This is a genomic window from Heyndrickxia sp. FW510-T9 (genome assembly GCF_058781025.1).
Map to the genome: position 1 here is coordinate 1 of NZ_JBYSWK010000067.1, position 19,562 is coordinate 19,562.

At 33.3% G+C, this 19,562-nt stretch carries 22 protein-coding genes, 1 pseudogene and 1 other annotated feature; of the genes and pseudogenes, 16 read left to right on the top strand and 7 right to left on the bottom strand.

Features of this window, described 5'->3' with window-relative positions:
- The first annotated feature begins 521 nt into the window (after positions 1 to 521).
- Complete coding sequence (locus tag AC3WJF_RS21080) at positions 522 to 1,718, top strand: S53 family peptidase (protein WP_492455729.1); 1,197 nt, start codon at positions 522 to 524, stop codon at positions 1,716 to 1,718.
- Positions 1,719 to 1,781: 63 nt separating this feature from the next.
- Here the strand turns inward: AC3WJF_RS21080 and AC3WJF_RS21085 are convergent, their stop codons facing one another.
- On the bottom strand, positions 1,782 to 1,940 hold the full coding sequence (locus AC3WJF_RS21085) for a Fur-regulated basic protein FbpA (RefSeq protein ID WP_492455731.1): 159 nt from the start codon (positions 1,938 to 1,940) through the stop codon (positions 1,782 to 1,784).
- A gap of 156 nt (positions 1,941 to 2,096) precedes the next feature.
- On the opposite strand from AC3WJF_RS21085, the gene AC3WJF_RS21090 reads away from it, so the two are divergent.
- Positions 2,097 to 3,341, top strand: a complete 1,245-nt coding sequence (locus AC3WJF_RS21090) for an aminopeptidase P family protein (RefSeq protein ID WP_492455733.1) — start codon at positions 2,097 to 2,099, stop codon at positions 3,339 to 3,341.
- Between the two features lie 121 nt (positions 3,342 to 3,462).
- The gene (locus AC3WJF_RS21095; protein WP_492455735.1) at positions 3,463 to 3,924 is read left to right on the top strand and encodes a GNAT family N-acetyltransferase; all 462 of its coding nucleotides are present in this window, start codon (positions 3,463 to 3,465) and stop codon (positions 3,922 to 3,924) included.
- Here AC3WJF_RS21095 and AC3WJF_RS21100 read toward each other — a convergent pair whose 3' ends face one another.
- Positions 3,925 to 4,395, bottom strand: a complete 471-nt coding sequence (locus AC3WJF_RS21100) for a CBO0543 family protein (RefSeq protein ID WP_492455737.1) — start codon at positions 4,393 to 4,395, stop codon at positions 3,925 to 3,927.
- Complete coding sequence (locus tag AC3WJF_RS21105; protein WP_492455766.1) at positions 4,307 to 5,446, bottom strand: DUF2515 family protein; 1,140 nt, start codon at positions 5,444 to 5,446, stop codon at positions 4,307 to 4,309. Before AC3WJF_RS21105 ends, AC3WJF_RS21100 begins: the two co-directional genes overlap by 89 nt.
- A 353-nt stretch (positions 5,447 to 5,799) precedes the next feature.
- Between AC3WJF_RS21105 and AC3WJF_RS21110 the strand changes: the two genes are divergently transcribed.
- Both AC3WJF_RS21110 and AC3WJF_RS21115 read left to right on the top strand, forming a co-directional pair.
- On the top strand, positions 5,800 to 6,177 hold the full coding sequence (locus AC3WJF_RS21110) for a hypothetical protein (RefSeq protein WP_492455739.1): 378 nt from the start codon (positions 5,800 to 5,802) through the stop codon (positions 6,175 to 6,177).
- The gene (locus tag AC3WJF_RS21115) at positions 6,167 to 6,679 is read left to right on the top strand and encodes an aminodeoxychorismate lyase (RefSeq protein ID WP_492455741.1); all 513 of its coding nucleotides are present in this window, start codon (positions 6,167 to 6,169) and stop codon (positions 6,677 to 6,679) included. Before AC3WJF_RS21110 ends, AC3WJF_RS21115 begins: the two co-directional genes overlap by 11 nt.
- A gap of 454 nt (positions 6,680 to 7,133) precedes the next feature.
- Here the strand turns inward: AC3WJF_RS21115 and AC3WJF_RS21120 are convergent, their stop codons facing one another.
- Entirely contained in the window at positions 7,134 to 7,355 is a 222-nt protein-coding gene (locus AC3WJF_RS21120; RefSeq protein WP_492455743.1) for a hypothetical protein, read from the bottom strand.
- Positions 7,356 to 7,537: 182 nt separating this feature from the next.
- Here AC3WJF_RS21120 and AC3WJF_RS21125 point away from each other — a divergent pair, with 182 nt between their 5' ends.
- Positions 7,538 to 8,032, top strand: a complete 495-nt coding sequence (locus tag AC3WJF_RS21125; RefSeq protein ID WP_492455744.1) for a GNAT family N-acetyltransferase — start codon at positions 7,538 to 7,540, stop codon at positions 8,030 to 8,032.
- A 150-nt stretch (positions 8,033 to 8,182) separates the two neighbouring features.
- Here AC3WJF_RS21125 and AC3WJF_RS21130 read toward each other — a convergent pair whose 3' ends face one another.
- Together AC3WJF_RS21130 and AC3WJF_RS21135 are read right to left on the bottom strand one after the other, a co-directional pair.
- Positions 8,183 to 8,980, bottom strand: coding sequence for an HAD family hydrolase (locus tag AC3WJF_RS21130; protein WP_492455746.1), 798 nt, complete (start codon positions 8,978 to 8,980; stop codon positions 8,183 to 8,185).
- Between the two features lie 359 nt (positions 8,981 to 9,339).
- Positions 9,340 to 10,065 carry a potassium channel family protein gene (locus tag AC3WJF_RS21135; protein WP_492455748.1) on the bottom strand — a complete coding sequence of 242 codons (726 nt, stop codon included), beginning with the start codon at positions 10,063 to 10,065 and terminating at the stop codon, positions 9,340 to 9,342.
- A 481-nt stretch (positions 10,066 to 10,546) separates the two neighbouring features.
- Here AC3WJF_RS21135 and AC3WJF_RS21140 point away from each other — a divergent pair, with 481 nt between their 5' ends.
- From AC3WJF_RS21140 to AC3WJF_RS21155, 4 genes are read left to right on the top strand one after another with little or no spacing between them, the layout of a single operon-like run.
- Positions 10,547 to 11,464: a ring-cleaving dioxygenase gene (locus AC3WJF_RS21140; protein WP_492455768.1), complete on the top strand. Its 918-nt coding sequence runs from the start codon at positions 10,547 to 10,549 to the stop codon at positions 11,462 to 11,464.
- A 23-nt stretch (positions 11,465 to 11,487) separates the two neighbouring features.
- Entirely contained in the window at positions 11,488 to 12,096 is a 609-nt protein-coding gene (locus AC3WJF_RS21145; RefSeq protein ID WP_492455750.1) for a flavin reductase family protein, read from the top strand.
- A 15-nt stretch (positions 12,097 to 12,111) separates the two neighbouring features.
- Complete coding sequence (locus AC3WJF_RS21150; protein WP_492455752.1) at positions 12,112 to 13,053, top strand: ring-cleaving dioxygenase; 942 nt, start codon at positions 12,112 to 12,114, stop codon at positions 13,051 to 13,053.
- Positions 13,054 to 13,665, top strand: a complete 612-nt coding sequence (locus AC3WJF_RS21155) for an alpha/beta hydrolase (protein WP_492455754.1) — start codon at positions 13,054 to 13,056, stop codon at positions 13,663 to 13,665.
- Between the two features lie 63 nt (positions 13,666 to 13,728).
- Here the strand turns inward: AC3WJF_RS21155 and AC3WJF_RS21160 are convergent, their stop codons facing one another.
- Positions 13,729 to 14,283 (bottom strand): NADPH-dependent FMN reductase, encoded by a 555-nt coding sequence (locus tag AC3WJF_RS21160; protein ID WP_492455756.1) that lies wholly within the window; start codon positions 14,281 to 14,283, stop codon positions 13,729 to 13,731.
- A gap of 294 nt (positions 14,284 to 14,577) precedes the next feature.
- Positions 14,578 to 14,821: a binding site (T-box leader), on the top strand.
- Between the two features lie 47 nt (positions 14,822 to 14,868).
- On the opposite strand from AC3WJF_RS21160, the gene asnS reads away from it, so the two are divergent.
- The 6 genes and pseudogenes from asnS to AC3WJF_RS21190 all read left to right on the top strand — a co-directional run.
- Positions 14,869 to 16,260, top strand: coding sequence for an asparagine--tRNA ligase (gene asnS, locus AC3WJF_RS21165; protein WP_492455758.1), 1,392 nt, complete (start codon positions 14,869 to 14,871; stop codon positions 16,258 to 16,260).
- A 374-nt stretch (positions 16,261 to 16,634) separates the two neighbouring features.
- Positions 16,635 to 16,712 (top strand): hypothetical protein, encoded by a 78-nt coding sequence (locus tag AC3WJF_RS21170; RefSeq protein ID WP_492455770.1) that lies wholly within the window; start codon positions 16,635 to 16,637, stop codon positions 16,710 to 16,712.
- 75 nt (positions 16,713 to 16,787) lie between these two features.
- Positions 16,788 to 17,036: a hypothetical protein gene (locus AC3WJF_RS21175; RefSeq protein ID WP_492455760.1), complete on the top strand. Its 249-nt coding sequence runs from the start codon at positions 16,788 to 16,790 to the stop codon at positions 17,034 to 17,036.
- 254 nt (positions 17,037 to 17,290) lie between these two features.
- Positions 17,291 to 17,616, top strand: a pseudogene (locus AC3WJF_RS21180) (antibiotic biosynthesis monooxygenase family protein).
- 345 nt (positions 17,617 to 17,961) lie between these two features.
- A complete protein-coding gene (xerS, locus tag AC3WJF_RS21185; RefSeq protein WP_492455762.1) occupies positions 17,962 to 19,044 on the top strand; it encodes a tyrosine recombinase XerS in 1,083 nt (360 codons plus the stop codon).
- 270 nt (positions 19,045 to 19,314) lie between these two features.
- Positions 19,315 to 19,562, top strand: a 248-nt coding sequence (locus tag AC3WJF_RS21190; protein ID WP_492455764.1) for an rRNA methyltransferase, incomplete at its 3' end; no start/stop codon positions are given.

Below are 19,562 nucleotides of genomic sequence, written 5' to 3' on the forward strand. Positions count from 1 at the left end.
GGGTTGATGTTACTTATTTCGTTTACGTTTTTTACATAACGATATCTTATAAAAAGTGATTTAGTTTATTTTTCGCTATGAAAAAATTTTTTTGACAAATAAGGAACAATACCTAGGGAAATGGAAGGAAAAAAACGGAAAATTAATACCATATCAACAGCTCCAATTTAATCTTATTGCTTTTAAATCCAACTGTTTAGATAGGAAAAGTCAACTCAAGATTTATTAATCGAAACCATATTTTAACAAAAAATTATATTGATATTTGTTTTTTTCTGCTATTCTTTCAAATAAATTGGAGGTTCTTTTTTGTGTAATTATTATTCATAAAAATGTATTAATAATGAGTGTAATCTAATTTTTCATGTAGTGCTATTGAACTGAATCCATCGTTCGGAAAATTTGTTATTTTTTGAAATATGAATCAAAAGATTTATTTACTAAACTATATAAAAAAAATAAAATTTGTTTACAGCTTCATCATTTTAGTCTTTTAATCTATTAAAGGGAGGAAGAAACTAATGAAAAAGTTTTTGAGAAAGGCTGAATTTGGTTTTGCCGCAGTATTAGTATCATTTAGTGTTTTTGCTGCAACTTCTTCCGCTAGTGCACAAACTATATCTTCTTCGAAAGTGAAAGGGATTGATGGGTTATCAGTTCATCATCCTATTCACTTTAAGCACATCTCAAATACAGTTAAACCAAATGCTGTATCAGGTTTATACAATCCAACAGACATTAAAAAAGCATACGGAATTGATTTGTTAAACAAAACAGGTAAAGGACAAACGATCGCTCTTGTTGAAGCGTATGGAAGCCCAACCATCGTCAATGATTTACAAGTATTTGATCAACAATTTGGACTTCCTGCAGCAAACATCGAGGTTGATTACCCGCAAGGAACACCGAAAACAGATGGTGGATGGGCGCTTGAAACTGCGATGGATGTAGAGTGGGCACATGCAATTGCACCTGATGCAAAAATCATGGTTGTATCTGCTAAATCTAGTTCCATAAATGATTTGTTGGTAGCAGAGGATTATGCTACAAGTCATGGAGCTACAATCGTTTCTAATAGTTGGGGTGGTTCTGAGTTTTCAGGAGAAGCATCATATGATAGCCACTTCAATCATAGTGGCATAACGTATCTTGCTTCCTCTGGAGATGATGGAAAAGGTAGTTCTTGGCCAGCAGCATCTCCATATGTTGTAGCTGTTGGTGGCACAACTCTAGGTGTTGCAAAAGATGGCTCATACAGCAGTGAATCTGCTTGGTCTGGTTCCGGTGGTGCATTAAGCACATATGAAGGAAAGCCGGCATATCAATCAAACTGGACTAGTGTTGTTGGTTCAAAACGAGGGATTCCAGATGTCGCATTTGATGCAGATCCAAATACTGGCGTGTACGTCTATACAAGCACAAGTAATCAAGGCCAAAAAGGCTGGTTCCAGGTTGGTGGCACTAGCTTTAGTGCACCGGCATGGGGAGCTCTTATCGCGTTGGCAAATGAAGGACATTCTCAATCTCTATCAAGCTCAGAAGTTTTAAATAAAATTTACAGTTTAGCGGGTACAACTGGCAGTGCTGGGTATAAAACGAACTACCATGATATTACTTCAGGCAGCAATGGATATGCTGCACAAGCAGGATATGATGTTGTAACAGGTATCGGAAGTCCGATAGCAAACCAATTAGTTCCAGTACTAAATACGAAATAATTAGTTAATAGTGTAATAGAATAGCTATGCTTAAAACTCTGCTTATTGGCAGAGTTTTTGCATTTAACCATTTTCTGAGCTTGATTTATACGTATTTTCAAGCTCACTTAAGGAAAGTTTATACAATTGACGGTCAGATACTTTATATATACCTGCATTAATCAATTTTTCAATATAAATTTGTTTTCTATTTTCAAGCGACTCACGAAATGTTTTTGACATATATATGACTCCTCTCCTACTTTATTTTTTCCAACTTTACGGATTCTAAACGCTGACATCATTTTTATAGGGATATATATTTATAAAAAATTCAAATAGTATAGTATAATAAAAAGATAATTAAAATAATAGAAATGGATAAGGAGAGGAATTGTGATGAACAAAGATTTTTTTGTACATAATCGTGTAAATTTATATGAAAAATTAGAGAATCATTCTCTGCTTGTATTATTTGCTGGTAAAGCACCGCAAAAATCAGCAGATGAAGCTTACAAATTTGTACCAAATCGAAATTTTTATTATGTAACAGGTATTAACGAACCTAATAAAATCTTTCTAGCATACAAAAAAGATAATAAGGTGGAAGAATACTTATTTATTGAAAAGTCGGATCCCGTTTTAGAAAAATGGGTAGGCAAAACCGTTTCTGTAGAAGAAGCAAAAGAGCTTTCTGGTGTCCAAAATGTTCAATTTACTGAACAATTCCAAGCGTTTTTTTCGAGAACAGTTTCTTCACTAGAATCAGCAAATGTATATGTTGATCTAGAAAGAAGTGAATTAGACACTGTAACTACAAAATCACAACAATTTGTTAAGCAACTCCAAATAAATTATCCATATTTACAAGTGAAAAATGTTTATCCTACCATTTGTGATTTAAGACTATACAAAAAACCAGAAGAAATTGAAAAAATTAAGCAGGCAATTGATATTACTCAAAGAGGGATTTACAACCTGTTGGACAACGCAAATCCAGGTATGAAAGAATATCAGCTTGAAGCTCATTTTGATTTTGTACTTAAATCTGAAGGGGTTAAAGATTATGCGTTCAATACGATTGTAGCAAGCGGACAAAATGGTACAGTTCTTCACTATGATAAAAATAACGCTACCGCAGAAGATGGAAGCCTTGTTCTTCTTGATTTAGGTGCTCAATTTGACTATTATAGTGCTGACATTAGTTTTACATTCCCGGTTAATGGTAAATTCAGCGATAGACAAAAAACTTTTTATAATATTGTTTTAAGAGCGTTAAGAGAAACTACAGCGCTCATCAAGCCTGGTGTTCCATTTACCAAACTTAATGAACATACGAAAAAAGTTTTAGCTGAAGAGTGTATGAAACTTGGATTAATAACAGAAGAAAGTGAAATTAGTAAATATTATTATCATGGTGTAAGTCATTCATTAGGACTTGATACACATGATGTTGGAAATTACCGCGATAAGGTTCTAGAGCCTGGAATGGTGTTAACGGTAGAACCAGGTTTATATATTGAAGAAGAAGGTATTGGAATTCGAATTGAAGATGATGTGTTAGTAACAGAAGATGGACATGATATTCTATCCAAGGATATTATTCGTTCTGTTGAAGAAATTGAAGCATTTATGAATAAATAATATTAAAACCCTCTCTCAGCGCTATGAAGGAGAGGGTTATTTTTTTCTGCGAATTGTTAGTGGAGAGAACAATTGTTTAAATAGTGCCATATACTACTCCAAATGTGTTAGGAGTGGGAATATGGATATAAGAATTGAAAGAACTAATTATGATGAAGCGGATGAATTGATGGCTATCCAAAAAGAAGCGTTTCAATCTGATTTTGAAAAATACAAAGATTATGCTACTAGTCCTGCAATTGAATCGCTTAATTCTTTTTTAACAAGGATTACGTATCCACAGCATTTTACTATTTTTATTCAAAATGTGATTGCAGGTGCAATTGATATACGAAGGATTACTGGGAAACACTTTCGATTACAGCAAATATGTTTAAAACCAGAATATCAAAATTATGGGTATGGTACGAAGATAATAAATATGATAGAAGAAGAATTTCCAATGGCGAAGAAATGGAGCTTAAACACACCTAAGGATAATCAAAGAAATCGTCATTTTTATGAAAAAGCTGGCTATTTATTAGTAGGAGAAACAAGGATTAATCATCGTCTGACTCTTGTAGAATATGAGAAAAAGATGTAATTAATCTTTCATCATTGTATTCAGCCAATGATAAAAAGCATAAACAATAGATAAATAAAAAGTATATCCTGCAAATGAGTAAATATGCTTCCAAGATTCATTATGTATAAAGAGCCCTAGTAATTCTGATATCCTTTCGAAAACAGACATTAAAAGACTAATGATTATAATAAACCACACTTTTTGCCAAGATTTTAAAAGATGACAAACGATAAGAAAAATGCAGACGAAAATAGGAAGAGCAAAAAGTGTAAAAGCTATGTTGATTTCGAAAACGGTTGGCATGGGTCTATGTGGAAAAGCGTATATTTTCTTACCAACAAAGAATAAATCGAGATAGGTGCCAAAAAAGGATGCAGCTATAATAGTTGATAGGAAGCTTTTAATAGAAATGGGAGATTGCTTTTTTTGTGTTTGCAGCAAGTTCAAGTCTTTCGAGTGTTTTACAATATTCATTTTCAATTTTTTCATCTACCTTTTCTTCATCGTAAGTTAAGTAATGAATGATCTTCCAATTTCTATACCAATCTATTATTTCTGCAGGTTGATGTGATACGTTTTCCCAAGCAATTCCTAATTTAGGACTAAAGATTTTTGTTGCGCCAGGAAGCAATTGACATGATTTTAGTTTTGGTTTAAAAATACTGCCGGGAATACCCTCATCCACATCATTAAAAATATGTGGCCAATAATCCTTTCTAGAACCAGTATGATGGTGTGCATTTGCCCACTTTTCAATCATTTTTAAGAGATTATGATTTCGAAACAAAATGTTATAAAGACGTTTTCCTAACATAATACGTTCATGTAAGCTTTCAAATTGATGGAGTGTTTGGCCAGCTAACTTTAAGTTGTTATGAAAAAAATACGGAAATAAAATATGATTCATGGAGAGCAAGTCCTGTAGTTTGAATTCTATTAAACTAAAAATTTCTTTTTTATAAACTGGATTATTCAGCACCCGTAATTCCAAATAACTTTGCTCATTGATAATTTGTGCTACAGTAAGGATATATGTATCATGATAATTCCAAAAGTAGTTCCAAATAGTTTCCATAAAAATCGATACATGCATATGTTTTAATAGGTAAAACAAGTTTTGTTGTCTTTTTAAGCTTTCCTGATAAAGTAAAAATTGTGGAAATACATCTTGAAAAATCAGCCAATTTCCTCTTTCTAAAAATGAAAAAAAAGAATTCCTCTCCTTTTCAGTTAAAAGTCTAGGTAGTAAGCCACCTTTTAAATCTGTCATATTCCAGCCGCCGTTTCGAGATACCATATGTCCTAGAAAAGCCCAATGAATTTCAGGGTGTTGGTTGTAAAAATCGAGATAGGCTCTAGTTCTCGTTATATTATTAATGTTTAAGCGATTCGTTTCTTCTTTCACTAGTTGGATAAGTAGCTTTTCATCTCTTGTTAATTTCATATTATCTGTAGATATTTTCTCTTTTTTCTTTAACTCCCTTTTTATATATAAAAGAGGTTCGGTTAATGATTGTTTCTTATGATGTTGAAATTTCATCAACTCATTTAACCTCCTATACATACAATGGTAAAAAACTAGTAAGTAATAAAAATGAACAAAATTAGCTAATGTTAGTATTTATTTTATTAGCGTATATATTAAATAATGATGAAAAATAAATAAAGGCATTATAAAGGGTAACTTATGAAGTGCTTGATATAAGGTTTTCTATTCAATTATTATAAAAAATTAATTAGTTCTGGATGGTTAACTGTGGCAATGAAGGTGGGTTTTGTCGAATTTGTACGACTTTTGACGTATTTATGCAGTTTTAAATCGAAAAATGTCTGTTTGCAGTGTATAATAAGAACTTGGTACGATTTATTTAAAATAAGGAGGACATTATTCTAATGGAATGGACATTAGCCATTTTGTTTGTGGTTTCAGCTTTGCTACTTATCATCTCCATTTTAATTACTCGTCAAACTTCAAAATCAGAACAAAAAAGAATTGATATGGTTCACTTATCTGTTATGGACGACATTAATAGCATCCAGGATTCAATTCGGAAGTTCGAGTTTGACATAGAAATTATCATGAAGGAAGCGGGACTTCAACTTTCTTCAGAATCGAGAGATTTCATACGCGATGTACTAGACCTTTACAAACGTAGATATTCAATTGAGAGTATAGCAGCACAGAAAAAAGTTTCAGAAAACGAAATACAGAATATACTTGCACCATTCCTTACTTCTGTCGAAGGGGGTAAAGTTGCAAATGAGAATTAACTTGTTGGGCAGCTTTGCAGCAGGACTATTCATTGCGACGAGTATTACTGGTGCTGTGTATTTATCCAGCGATCATAATGATACAAAAACCACTGTAAATAAGGTTAATATTCATTCGAAAACTGCTGTTCTTTCCGATGAGGAAATGAAAAGCAAACTGGCAGCCAAAGGATATGTTGTTCAAACGAAAGCAGAATATGATAAGAATATGGCCGATGCAAAAACGGCAGATCAAAAAACTGAAGATCAAAAAACTGCTTCTTCCGATAACAACAACAATCAAAAAGTGGTGTACAAAACAACCGTAAAAGTTTCAAAGGGCATGACAAGCTATGATGTCGGCAAACAGCTACTAAATGCAAAATTAATCAAAAAAAGTGCCTTTCAATTTTCTAAGGATATAGAGAAAAAGAAAATAGAAAACCGTTTGCGTCCAGGAACTTATTCAGTTGACAGTGGTATGTCATACGACAAAATCATTGCTACTATTTTTAGAGAATAGTAAATAGCTATGAAAAAACACTTTCTTATTTATGAGGAAGTGTTTTTTTAATGCAATGAAATTGGTCCAGAGGATATTTGATTTGACGCTAGCTCTTTTTGCTATTTCATAATGAATTTGATTCTGCTCCAAAACGAATTTTTACACGTGAAGTATGGAATACGTTTATTAGTAGTTATGGGGATGTAATTACTTTAACAGAGTTGGAAATAGAATATTGGGATAAGGCGTTTAGAGCATGTGTTCCTTGATGAAGTGATGTGGCTCTTGGCAATGGTAGAGGCAGCTTAGATGAATCCATCATAAAAAAATTGTTTGTTAGTTTAATAATGTTTCTAATTACAGATTTTGATAATTACAAGCTGACAATCCATTATAATTGTAAATGTATAAGAATTTTAGTATAACAAAAACTGTAGAGTCATTTTCTACAGTTTTAGTTTTTGTAAGTTATTTAGCGTTTTTTCTTTTTATTATCTTTAGTAGGTAATTGGGTGGTTTTAATGATTTGATCAAATTGTACTTGAACATGAATTTGATTTTCTTCAACCGCTTTAACACTTAACACTTTGCCTTTTCGTCCTTTGATTCTAATATCCTCATCGACAACAGGTATATTTTTCAACAGTTGACTTAAAACCACCGTTTTGTTATCTAAGAAATGAACTACTACCATCTTTTTAGTCGCCCCTTTAACCTGATTTACTTATGTAAACCAAAAAATGAAATGCCTTATTTTAAAATATTGGATAAAAACTGATTTTAGACCGCGTTTATAGGTAGCTACAAAAATTTAATAATGATCAAAAAAATGGTAGTATACTAATATAAAAATCATTTATGAAGAGGATGTAAAAGATGATTCGCAAAGGTAAAAAAGATGACGTTCCTACCATTATGAGCATAGTACGGGACACTGTTAAAATTATGAAAGAAGAGAATAATGACCAATGGGATGAAACGTATCCAACTGCTTCTATTTTTGAAATGGATATACAAAATAGATCATTGTTTGTTTTAGAGGAAGAAGGGCAAGTAATAGGATCGATAACGGTAGATCAAATTCAGCCAGACGAATATAATTCGATTCCGTGGCAAAAAGAAGGAGACAGTTTTATCTTCCATCGCCTTGTTGTGAACCCTCATTCAAGAGGGAAGGGGGAGGCAACTAAATTAATTCAATATGCTGAACAATATGCGGTTGCTAACCAAGTATCATATATGCGGATAGACACATACTCTTTAAATAAAAAAGCACAAAATTTATTTGAAAAGAATGGGTATATTCGAGTAGGAGAAATACCATATCACGGTAAGGTGCGTCCGTTTTATTGTTATGATAAATTTCTTTAATTTAATAACTTCATTTCTTTGGAAAACATCAATAGGTGTCACTTGAATTAAAGGATTTTCTATTTTGTTAATAACAAATTACAGATGTAAGCCTAACGAAATAGATCAAACTTGACATGATATTATTACAAAAAGTATTTTAATATACTCTTAAATCACATATGATTCATATGATTTTTGAAGATAACGTTCTATAAACTCTGCTAATCCATCATTGTCATGGTGCCCTGTAACAAAATCAGCTACTGCTTTAACCTCATCACTTGCGTTACCCATTGCAACACCAGTACCGACATTGCGAAGCATCTCTATATCATTTGGTCCGTCTCCGATGGCTACGACTTCACTTGGACTAATTCGAAATGCTGGAAGTAAGCTTTTTATAGCAGACCATTTGGAAACATTAGGAGCAACTATTTCAAACCCATCATTCCAATTAATAATTTCCGCTTCTTTTTTGAACATATCGGATAATTCAAGACATGGTGTACCTGTTCGAACACTATATTTAAGAACATCTTGATAATTTGCCTTCCTTAAATCTCCAATATACCGTGGCGGAACTTGCCCAACTTTTGTCCAATAATCGATTTCTTCATTTGTTTCCTTACAATAAAGCCCATTTTCTGTATGGACAATCACATTACATGGATTTTCAGTGGTAAGATGGTGGAATCGTTCTTCGTTTAGTTGGACGGTTTTCGTTTGAATAGCTCTACTTGTCTCTGCATCGTAAATAGCTGCACCATTCAAACAGATCATTGGAGTTCGTAATCCAATATCCTTATGGTAGGGAGCGGTTACTTCATAATGTCGACCAGTTGCAAGAAAAACCTTGATTCCCTGATTAATAATACTATGAATAGCTTCCTTATTTCTGCGAGAAATGTTGTTTGAAGTATTTAGTAGTGTACCATCCATATCAATAAATATTGCACGTATATTCATTAATTCTGCCTCCTCATTCGTTAGTAGCCCAATCATATCATCTGAATATTAAAGAATTGTAAACCCAATGTACATATTAAATAAAGTTTTTCGGGAGGAAGAAAAAGTATTAATGAAAAGAACTAGTTAATATTATATATTTCGAGGTGACTTATTACGGATGCACAACGAGGAATAAAAGAAAGTGAAATTGGATATAGAGCTAAATTATTTTCCCATTAAATTTAGGAAAAAACTTGTCCCTCATTTACCCCCATCTAATACAGAGAGGGGGGGATGCGTGTTTGAGGTATTAAAATTAAATAACTAATTGTAATCTTTTCATTTCCATAGTTCGAGTGGTTACTGCTTCGCGAGTACTACCCATTTTTCTTATTTTTTTGTTGCATTTTCCGTAAATGATGGATCATTATTTCATAATCAGAGTCTGCTAGTTCGGGATATTCCTCAATTTTATCACGAACATAGGATAGTTCTGGCGGCACCTTAGTTTTTTCGCTGGTCGTGAAAAAGGAAGTAATTGTCCCAGTAATGATACCAATCATCCCGATACCTACCATCATAAGGATAGATGCGACAATCCTACCAAACGTAGTATGGGGGGAGATATCACCATAACCGACAGTAGTTACGGTAACAACAGCCCACCAAAGTGCATCTCCATAGGAATGAAAACTTGGTTCAAGCCATCTCATAGACAATGCGGACAAAAACATGAGTAGTACGACGAACAGAAACAGCTTGTCAATATTATACTTATTGAAAAAGTTATCTAAAAACGACGAGCGGCGATTGATAATGGTAATTAATCGAAGAACACGAATCAATCGAATCAAGCGAGCTGTTTGAAAAAACGTACCAAGCGGAAGCATTGAAATAAATTCCAGTGGGTGTTCTTTGATATATTTCCATTTATTCTCACTTCTTATTAATCGGAAAAAATAATCAATTACAAAAATGCCCCAAATAAAAAATCCTAAATCTTGGCTTTCTTTTGGAGGTATATCAACAATTAAAGAAAATATGACTAAAGCTGCTAACACAATTTCATATATTATTCCGAGCGATACTCTTTGTTTTAACATTTGATACCTCCAATTAGATTATCTACAGAACTTCATGTTTTTTATTCTATCATTATCATTATCTATGAACTACCCTTATCTAGTGAACCTTAAAATGGAATTGCATCAATTAGATCAACGTATTTACTTGAAAAGATAGGATAAAACTTTTAAAAAATAACTTAAAAATACCCTTTACTTTTATAGATTAGTTTTATATAATACTTACAAAGAAACGGTTACTTACTTTTTGTAACTAAGTTTAATGTAATCTATAATTGATTATCACTAATATTTTTTTAAATTAATATCTCGAATTCGAGATATTAATAATACGAAATAAAAAGGAATTGATAAAATGACCCAATTTCTTGATTTGGTGAATAAAAGAAGGTCCGCAAGTAATTTTCATGATAGTATTCCTATCACTAAAGAGGAACTGAATGAAATTTATTTTTAAAATTTGAAAGGACGTGTGTAGAATGAATAAACAAACAATGGAATTCATCATATTACAGCAATTGTAGGACATCCACAGGAAAATGTAGATTTTTATGCAGGAGTTTTAGGTTTACGTTTGGTTAAGAAGACTATTAATTTTGATGACTCAGGAACGTATCATCTTTATTTCGGAAATGAGGGCGGAAAGCCTGGAACGATCATTACCTTTTTTCCATGGGCAGATGCTCCACAAGGGAAAATTGGAGGTGGTCAAGTAGGAGTCACCTCTTATGTAGTTCCAAAAGGGGCAATGGATTTTTGGGAAAAACGATTAACAAAGTTTAATATCTCCTATGTTAAGAAGGATCGATTTGGAGAGACCTATTTAGAATTTGATGATCCACACGGTCTTCATTTGGAGATTGTTGAAAGAGAAGAAGGAGACAATAATACTTGGCAATTTGGAGAAGTAACACCTGATGTTTCCATAAAAGGGTTTGGCGGTGCTACCTTATTATCGGCCCGTCCGGATAAGACAGCAGAACTTTTAGAAAAAGTGTTAGGGTTAGAATTTGTGGGAGAAGAAAATGATATCCGTCGTTTCCGTTCACTGAGTGATATTGGAAATATCATCGATTTAAAATTAACTCCTGTAGGGCGCGGAGAGATGGGAGTAGGAACTGTCCACCATATTGCGTGGAGAGCAAAAGATGATAAGGATCAATTAGATTGGCAAAAATATGTAAGCAAACAAGGATACGGAGTGACACCTGTCAGAGATCGCAATTATTTTAACGCCATTTACTTTAGGGAACACGGAGAAATATTATTTGAAATTGCTACAGATCCTCCTGGTTTCGCTCATGATGAATCATATGAGACAATGGGTGACAAATTGATGTTGCCACAACAATATGAAATGTACCGAAGCCGTCTAAAAGATGCTTTGATTCCGATACAAGTGAGAGAAATAGATTAATTTTACGAAAGGAATGATTTTCTTTGCTTTCTATTGACCCATCTTTAAATACAGAAAGAGAAAACTACAAACTTTTAATTGGTAGCATTATTCCGAGACCAATTGCTTTTGTAACTTCGGTTTCAGACAATGGGACCATAAATGGAGCGCCTTTTAGCTATTTCAATATTGTTTCATCCAACCCGCCGATGATTTCTCTTTCTATACAACGTTCTGGAGGGAAACAAAAGGATACTGCTCGTAATATTATCCATTCAAAAGAGTTTGTTGTTCATATTGTGGATGAACAAAACGTTGAAAAGGTGAATAACACAGCTGCTAATCTTCCGCCAAATCAAAGTGAAATTAAGTTAGCGGGATTAACTCTAGTTGATAGTGAAAAAATCATGGTACCAGGAGTGAATGAGTCAAAGGTTCGGATGGAGTGTACTTTGGAATACTCCATAGAACTAGGAGAGATCGACTCGATTGGCAGTGACCTCATTATCGGGAAAATAGAGCAATTTCATATAGACGAGGAAATTTATGAAGATGGAAGAATCAATCAAGCGAGTTTAGCAGCAGTAAGTAGATTGGCAGGAATAAATTACGCGAAAATAGGTGAGGTTTTTTCCATAGAGAGACCGAAATAAAAAGGAGGTGTTCAAATGTTAAAAACAGAAGGGATTCATCATATAACAGCGATGGTGAATGATGCGCAAAGAACCATTGATTTTTATACAGGAGTATTAGGGCTAAGGCTGGTAAAGAAAACGATTAATTTTGATCGTCCAGAAGTTTATCATCTTTACTTTGGAAATGAATCAGGAAGTCCAGGTACGGTCATTACTTTCTTTCCCTGGGCTAAACAACTGAAAGGGCGTATCGGAACAGGACAGGTAGGTGTAACAGCTTATATGATCCCAAAAGGTTCTATATCCTATTGGGAAAGACGTTTGGAAAAATATCGAGTGTCATATCAATCTTCTTCTCGATTTGATGAAACCTATTTGGAATTAAATGATCCTGACGGTCTACACATAGAGTTAGTGGAGAGAATTGGGGAGGAAATGAATACTGGGGAGGCAAAAGACATACCTGCTGAATATGCAATTAAAGGATTTGCGGGAGCAACTCTATTGTCAAAATCCCCTCATAAGACCGCAGAAGTTCTGGAAACTGTCTTAGGATTAACATGTCTTGGTCAAGAAGGTGAATTTTTAAGGTTTTCGACTGATGGACACTTTGGAAATATCATTGATATTAAGTTATCTGCATCTGTACGAGGGCTGATGGGAGCGGGGACTGTCCACCATATTGCATGGAGGGCTAAGGATGAGGAACAGCATCAGAAGTGGGGAAAATTGCTCGAACAAGAAGAATATTTTCCAACAGAGATTTTAGACCGTAACTACTTTAAGGCATTATATTTTCATGAAGGCGGGGGGATTCTTTTTGAAATCGCAACTGATTCACCTGGATTTACTGTGGATGAACCCCTGTCTGAACTGGGGAATAATCTCATGTTGCCTACATGGCTAGAGGATAAACGAGAAGAATTGGAAGAACTACTTCCTCATGTAGAGGTTAAGAGTTTGAAAGGAGAATAAATGATGAAACATTTCTTTCAAGAAGGGAAGGATCTTTCAAAACCCACATTACTGTTGCTCCATGGTACAGGTGGGAATGAATTGGATTTACTTCCAGTCGCGGGAAGAATTAATGATGAAGCATCCATATTAAGTGTACGGGGAAATGTACTAGAAAATGGAATGCCTCGTTTCTTTCGAAGATTAGCTGAGGGGATCTTTGATGAAGAAGATCTAATATTCCGGACAAAGGAGTTAAATGAATTCCTCGATGAAGCGGCTGAAAAATATCAGTTTAACCGAAATAATATAATCGCAATTGGTTACTCCAATGGTGCTAATATAGCAGCAAGTTTATTATTTCATTATCAAAATGCCTTAAAAGGGGCAATTCTCCATCATCCTATGATACCAAGAAGGGGAATTAATCTTCCTAATTTATCAGGGAAAACAGTATTTATTGCAGCAGGGACAAACGATCCAATATGTTCTCCATATGAATCTGAAGAATTACAAACACTATTGCAGAATGCTAATGCTGATGTAGAACTTCATTGGGAAAACAGAGGTCATCAGTTAACAATTGATGAAGTGGAAGCAGCTGCTCAATGGTTTAAACAAAAAATTAAATAAGTCCCAGATAGAATACAGAGAGTCATCGGAATGAGTTTATTGGAGATAACTCTCTGTTTTTTATTATGATTGATATTTCTTAATCAAATCAATAAACGCATTAATGAAGGATTGTAGAAATTTTACCGTTCCTTCATCTTTAATTATGCCATTTTCATTTAATAAATCAGCAATATTTCCAATATAAGCTTCAGGTTGTTGAAGTATTGGCATATTTAAGAATACAAGAGGTTGACGTAAATGGTGATTAGCACCAAAACCACTCAATTTACCAGGAGATTGGCTGATAATTCCTGCTGGTTTGCCATTCCATACACTTGCTCCATAAGGACGAGAACCTACATCCAATGCATTCTTTAATACAGCAGGTATAGAACGGTTATATTCAGGAGTTACAAATAACACAGCGTCAATTTCCTTCATATTATTACGGAAGGTAGTATATTCTATTGGTGCATTGTTTTCATCATCATAATCCTGATTATATAATGCCAAATTTCCTATTTCTATAAATGTTGCTTCATATCCTTCGGGGAATAAAGATGCAACATTTTCTGCAAGTTTTTTAGAAAAAGATTCTTTCCGAAGACTACCAACCAAAATTCCAACTTTAGTCATTTTGTATGATCCTCTCTACGTTTTTTGAAAAGGTCAATAAAGTATAACGTCTAAATAGTATTTCTTTGAGGATTGTTAATTATTCTTGTGAATTGTTCAGAATTTTAAATTAAAGAGAACGAACATCAAAAGTATTATTATATAATCTTAGAATTATTATTCGATTAGGTCCCTCTATAATTAAGTTTTAACAAAATATAACGAATCACAAATCCAACTAATCTTTTTTGTGTCTAAGATATTGACTCAAATCCATATGAATGATAAGATTTTATAATATTTTAGATATAGTTTTAAAAGACGTTGATAAGGACAAGTAATGTATACTATAATCCATAGCGAGCTGGGGATGGTGAGAGCCTGGTGAGAAGGTATATATGAATAACACCTTGGAGTCTCTAACCGAAATTAGACATTATCAAGAGTAGGCTTAGACGTAGCCAGGACGTTAAAACTGGAGAGTATGATAGTACTTATTAGAGCTGGTCGTTATGACAATTTTGGGTGGTACCGCGGAAGATAACCTTTCGTCCCTTTTTAGGGATGAAAGGTTTTTTTATTTTATTTAAAAAGGAGAGATAATTGATGAAAAGTATTTCTGTAAAAGATTTGTACACTCACACAATGGATTATGAAGGTAAATTAGTAAGTCTATCTGGTTGGGTAAAAACGATAAGAGGATCAAAATCGTTTAGTTTTGTTGAATTAAATGATGGAACCTTTATGAAAAATGTTCAAATCGTCTTAGACAATACATTAGTAAATTTTGATGAAGTGGTTAAACTGCCGCTAAGTTCAAGTATTAGGGTGGAAGGTACCGTTGTATTAACTCCAAATGCAAATCAAAACTTTGAAATACATGCGAAGGAAATTAATATTGAAGGCACCTCTGAGTTAGATTATCCTCTTCAAAAGAAACGACATTCCTTTGAATATTTGAGGACAATTGCTCATTTAAGACCTAGGACAAACACATTTTTTGCGGTGTTTAAGGTCCGTTCTCTCATTTCATTTGCTATACATCAATTTTTTCAAGAACAGGGATTTGTCTACGTACACACTCCATTAATTACTAGCAGTGACAGTGAAGGTGCAGGCGAAATGTTCCGTGTTACTACTTTAGATTTAGAAAACTTACCAAAAAATGAAGATGGTAGTGTAAATGCTTCGGAAGACTTTTTCAAAAAAGAAACGAATCTCACCGTTAGTGGACAATTACCGGCAGAGGCATTTGCCCTTGCTTTTAGAAATGTTTATACATTTGGTCCCACTTTTAGAGCGGAGAACTCACACACGACAAGACATGCTTCTGAATTTTGGATGGTTGAACCCGAAATGGCATTTGCGGATTTAATGGATATCATACCGGTTGCTGAAGCATTAATTAAATATGTAATTGATTATGTATTAAAAAATGCTCCCGAAGAAATGGAATTCTTTAATAAATTTGTTGATAAAGAATTAATGGAAAGATTGACTCTAGCCCTAAATTCAGAATTTGCAACTATCACATACACAAAAGCAATTGAAATACTAAAAGAAGCTAATGTTGAATTTGAGTATTCTGTAGATTGGGGAACGGATTTACAAACAGAGCATGAGCGATATATTTGCGAAGAAGTGTTTAAAAAGCCGGTCTTTATCACAGATTATCCTAAAGAAATAAAAGCTTTCTATATGAGAAATAACGAAGATGGTAAAACAGTTGCAGCAACTGACTTGCTTGTCCCAGGTATAGGAGAATTAATAGGAGGTAGTCAGCGGGAGGAGAGAGAGGATCAGTTAGAGAAAAAAATGGAAGAGTTCCATCTATCTAAGGAAGATTATCAATGGTATTTAGAATTAAGAAGATATGGAGGTACTAAACATTCTGGATTTGGGGTAGGACTAGAAAGGCTCATAATGTATATAACTGGGATGAGTAATATAAGGGATGTAATACCTTATCCTAGAACTCCTGGTAAAGCGGAGTTTTAAAGATTAATTTCATTTAAGAAAATTTAAAGGACGGTTTATTATATACATAATAATATGGCCGTCCTTTTAATTGAAATAGTTATTTTAAAAGGAAAGACGTGTAATTTTTTATTCTCAATTTTCGTTTGTGAATACAATAAACTTAACAATAATGACTTGGATGAAGATATCGATTATTCTGTACTAAACGTGTTTCTACCACATCCTCATTATGCACAACAAAACTTTGTCTGCATCCGGTATGCTGGAGTACTCTTCAAATCCCCCTTTAAAACATAGCTACTACTTTGCTTCGAAAGAGAAAGACTAAGGAAAAAGGAAATTAAGAAAAGAACAAGCACAACGGCAATAAGAATGATGCATTTAACAAAGCAATCAATGTTAGTCTTGTCTTTTTAGTAGGTAGTTTGAGGTGGAAAGGTACGGGATATGTTTGGTGGTCTATTTTATAGTCAGACACTATTTCTATATATAGATCATATTTTTAATAAGAAGTAGAAAAATGATTTAGAAAAGCAGGTGAAACCGTGCTCCCACATATGAGGGTCTATATAAATCCTTATTATAAGACAAACACGAGTAATTATCCATACTATGGAACATTACCTTCAAACTATATTCCTGTGAATGGATGGGGGAATGGGACAGATATTAGTTACTACTATCCATCTTATGAACCGAACTATATACTCTTAAATGGTGGATGGGATGACTATGATCTTATCTACTACGAACCTAGCAGTCATCACCCACTTGTACCTTTTACTGGATATTAAGAGAAGTATTCAAATATAGATACTTTTAAACAAGACTGTCATTGTGATAGTCTTGTTTCTATGTTCTTAGTTAAGATTGTTTGTGAATATTTCACTAAAACTAATGGGGGCAGGAGCTTAATATCCAGCTGCCAATTTGGTGACTTTTTCTTCTTGAATTAAAGTGGTGGTTTGGTTGACTGAGAATTATTCATACAATTCCCAAAGTTGTGATATATTATGAATAAGTAAAATCCTGAATGGAGGTATTAAATATGGGCGGACATGCAAAAACTCCTCAACCACCCTACTATGCAACGGTATTTACTTCACAACGAACTGAAGGCGATAGAGTTTATAGCAAAATGGCAGAAAAATTGGAGGATAGGCTACTCTACAACAAGGATTTTTAGGGATAGAGATTGCAAGAGATAGTGGATTGGGTATTACTGTTTCATATTGGGAGTCCTTAGATGCAATAAGGAATTGGAAAGAAAATTCATCCCATAAATTTGCACAAGAAAAAGGGAAAGAAGAATGGTATAAAAACTACACTGTTAGGGTCTGTAAAGTTGAGAGGGAATACTCTTTTGAAATGTAATTCTTATTAAGATAACTGGTGCATTATAAAGAGACTGAAGCAAATGTTCGTAAACATAGAGCGAATTTCTTTTTGTGTGGCGCATTTACTTTTTACATACTAGATAAAGTTTACGGAGTGTTCCTTTCTACTCGCTGTCTAGAAAGGATAGTTTTGCATTTGAGACATTCCTTTAGGTATCTAGAAATCAACTTATTTTCGATATAACACTAGATTACTACTTTAATTTACTTAACAGTGGTATAACCAAGTGGTATTGTAAGTGAACATAGAAAATATAATTATTACGTAAAATATGATTTTGACGAAATAAATGTTATAATAGTGAAAAAGAGGAGGCTTAAAATGAGTGATAATAAACGACAACGATATTATGAAAAAGTTCAAGAAAAATCAAAAGAGCTTCCGTGGTATGTGGCTGAATATGTCGATAAGAGACGCAGAAAATTATCTCCAGCATCGCTTCTAAATTATTGCCATGATTATATCATCTTTTTTGATTGGCTCCTGTCAGAGCAATTCTTTGAAGGGAAACGTAAAGATATACCTTTAGAGACTTTAGAAGTTCTTACTGTCCAACAAATGGAGGATTTTTTGTCATTTTTAGAGTTTAAATTAGAGAATTCAAAACTTACTATAAATCGAAAGTTATCTGCTCTAAAATCTCTATTTCATTATCTCCAAAACATTGCTGAAACCAGTGATCTAAAACCATATATACAAAGAAATGTTCTTGCTAAAATTGAGTTTAATGACATTAAAGAAGACCAGGAAACAATTGCAAATCGTATGGAAGGTAAAATACTTCGTGGTGATGAATATGAATTGTTTCGTCAATTTGTAGCATATGATTATGGTATTGCGAACAAAGATAACAAAAAAGTTTATAATTTTCACCAAAGAAATTGTGAACGAGATACAGCAATTATTTCGTTAATACTAGGGTCAGGGCTTAGATTATCTGAGGTAGTTGGACTAGATTTAGACGATATTGACTGGAAGAAAAACAGAGTAAGAGTAATTAGAAAAGGCAATAAAGAACAATATGTTTATTTTAGTGAACAAGCAATGTTGGACTTAGAAGAATACATTAACATTCGAGGTTCAAAATTTGGTATCAGTAAGGATAATAAAGCATTATTTATTGCAACTGCAATGGGTCCAAAAGGAAAATCGAGGAGACTGACTGAAAGATCTATTGAAAAATTAGTAGAAAAATATGCGAAAGCCTTTGGAAAACCGGAATTATCTGTTCATAAATTGAGGCATTCATTTGCTACTAGGTACCATCTTGAAAATAATGATATACCTAAATTAAGAAGACAATTAGGACACTCCTCCGTTCAAACTACGATGATTTATACTCATTTGACAAATGATGAATTGCGTTCTGCAGTTAACAGAATTGACTTTCATGAAAATAAATAGAAATTTATGGATATCACTACGTGTTTTCAACTGCTGTATATTCTGTTTTTTTTAGTGCTTAATTTAGTACATTTTGCAGGTGTTTTTAGTCCATAGGCGTTTAAAGTTTTTTTATGTAAAATTGACTTGAAACACTTGTTCTTATAATATTAATAGATAATAAAATTAGTATTTTAACTGCATCGAATCAACTTAAACAGAATTATATACCTTTTTGTTAATTGTAAATGTAAATAGTTTTTTGATTTTTTGTATCCAAGGAGTGTTAATATGTGGAAGTTAATTAATGGAAATCTTATTCATACTCAAGATGAATCTAGAGTAAAGTTTAGAACAAATGTTAGTAAATCTACTTTAGACCAATTACATGCATTAGCAACAGAAAATGATTCTCACGTAAATTATCTAATTGAAAATGGTCTTAAGAACGTCTTATCCCAAGGCGTTATTACTTACAATAAAGATTCTAGACCAAAGGACAGAGTTCAATATAAAACAACTTATGATAAAGAATTACT

Coding starts and splice junctions, on each gene's coding strand:
- AC3WJF_RS21080 (WP_492455729.1), top strand. CDS start 522: ATGAAAAAGTTTTTGAGAAAGGCTGAATTTGGTTTTGCCGCAGTATTA.
- AC3WJF_RS21085 (WP_492455731.1), bottom strand. CDS start 1,940: ATGTCAAAAACATTTCGTGAGTCGCTTGAAAATAGAAAACAAATTTAT.
- AC3WJF_RS21090 (WP_492455733.1), top strand. CDS start 2,097: ATGAACAAAGATTTTTTTGTACATAATCGTGTAAATTTATATGAAAAA.
- AC3WJF_RS21095 (WP_492455735.1), top strand. CDS start 3,463: ATGGATATAAGAATTGAAAGAACTAATTATGATGAAGCGGATGAATTG.
- AC3WJF_RS21100 (WP_492455737.1), bottom strand. CDS start 4,395: ATGAAAAAATTGAAAATGAATATTGTAAAACACTCGAAAGACTTGAAC.
- AC3WJF_RS21105 (WP_492455766.1), bottom strand. CDS start 5,446: ATGAAATTTCAACATCATAAGAAACAATCATTAACCGAACCTCTTTTA.
- AC3WJF_RS21110 (WP_492455739.1), top strand. CDS start 5,800: ATGGAATGGACATTAGCCATTTTGTTTGTGGTTTCAGCTTTGCTACTT.
- AC3WJF_RS21115 (WP_492455741.1), top strand. CDS start 6,167: ATGAGAATTAACTTGTTGGGCAGCTTTGCAGCAGGACTATTCATTGCG.
- AC3WJF_RS21120 (WP_492455743.1), bottom strand. CDS start 7,355: ATGGTAGTAGTTCATTTCTTAGATAACAAAACGGTGGTTTTAAGTCAA.
- AC3WJF_RS21125 (WP_492455744.1), top strand. CDS start 7,538: ATGATTCGCAAAGGTAAAAAAGATGACGTTCCTACCATTATGAGCATA.
- AC3WJF_RS21130 (WP_492455746.1), bottom strand. CDS start 8,980: ATGAATATACGTGCAATATTTATTGATATGGATGGTACACTACTAAAT.
- AC3WJF_RS21135 (WP_492455748.1), bottom strand. CDS start 10,065: ATGTTAAAACAAAGAGTATCGCTCGGAATAATATATGAAATTGTGTTA.
- AC3WJF_RS21150 (WP_492455752.1), top strand. CDS start 12,112: ATGTTAAAAACAGAAGGGATTCATCATATAACAGCGATGGTGAATGAT.
- AC3WJF_RS21155 (WP_492455754.1), top strand. CDS start 13,054: ATGATGAAACATTTCTTTCAAGAAGGGAAGGATCTTTCAAAACCCACA.
- AC3WJF_RS21160 (WP_492455756.1), bottom strand. CDS start 14,283: ATGACTAAAGTTGGAATTTTGGTTGGTAGTCTTCGGAAAGAATCTTTT.
- asnS (WP_492455758.1), top strand. CDS start 14,869: ATGAAAAGTATTTCTGTAAAAGATTTGTACACTCACACAATGGATTAT.
- xerS (WP_492455762.1), top strand. CDS start 17,962: ATGAGTGATAATAAACGACAACGATATTATGAAAAAGTTCAAGAAAAA.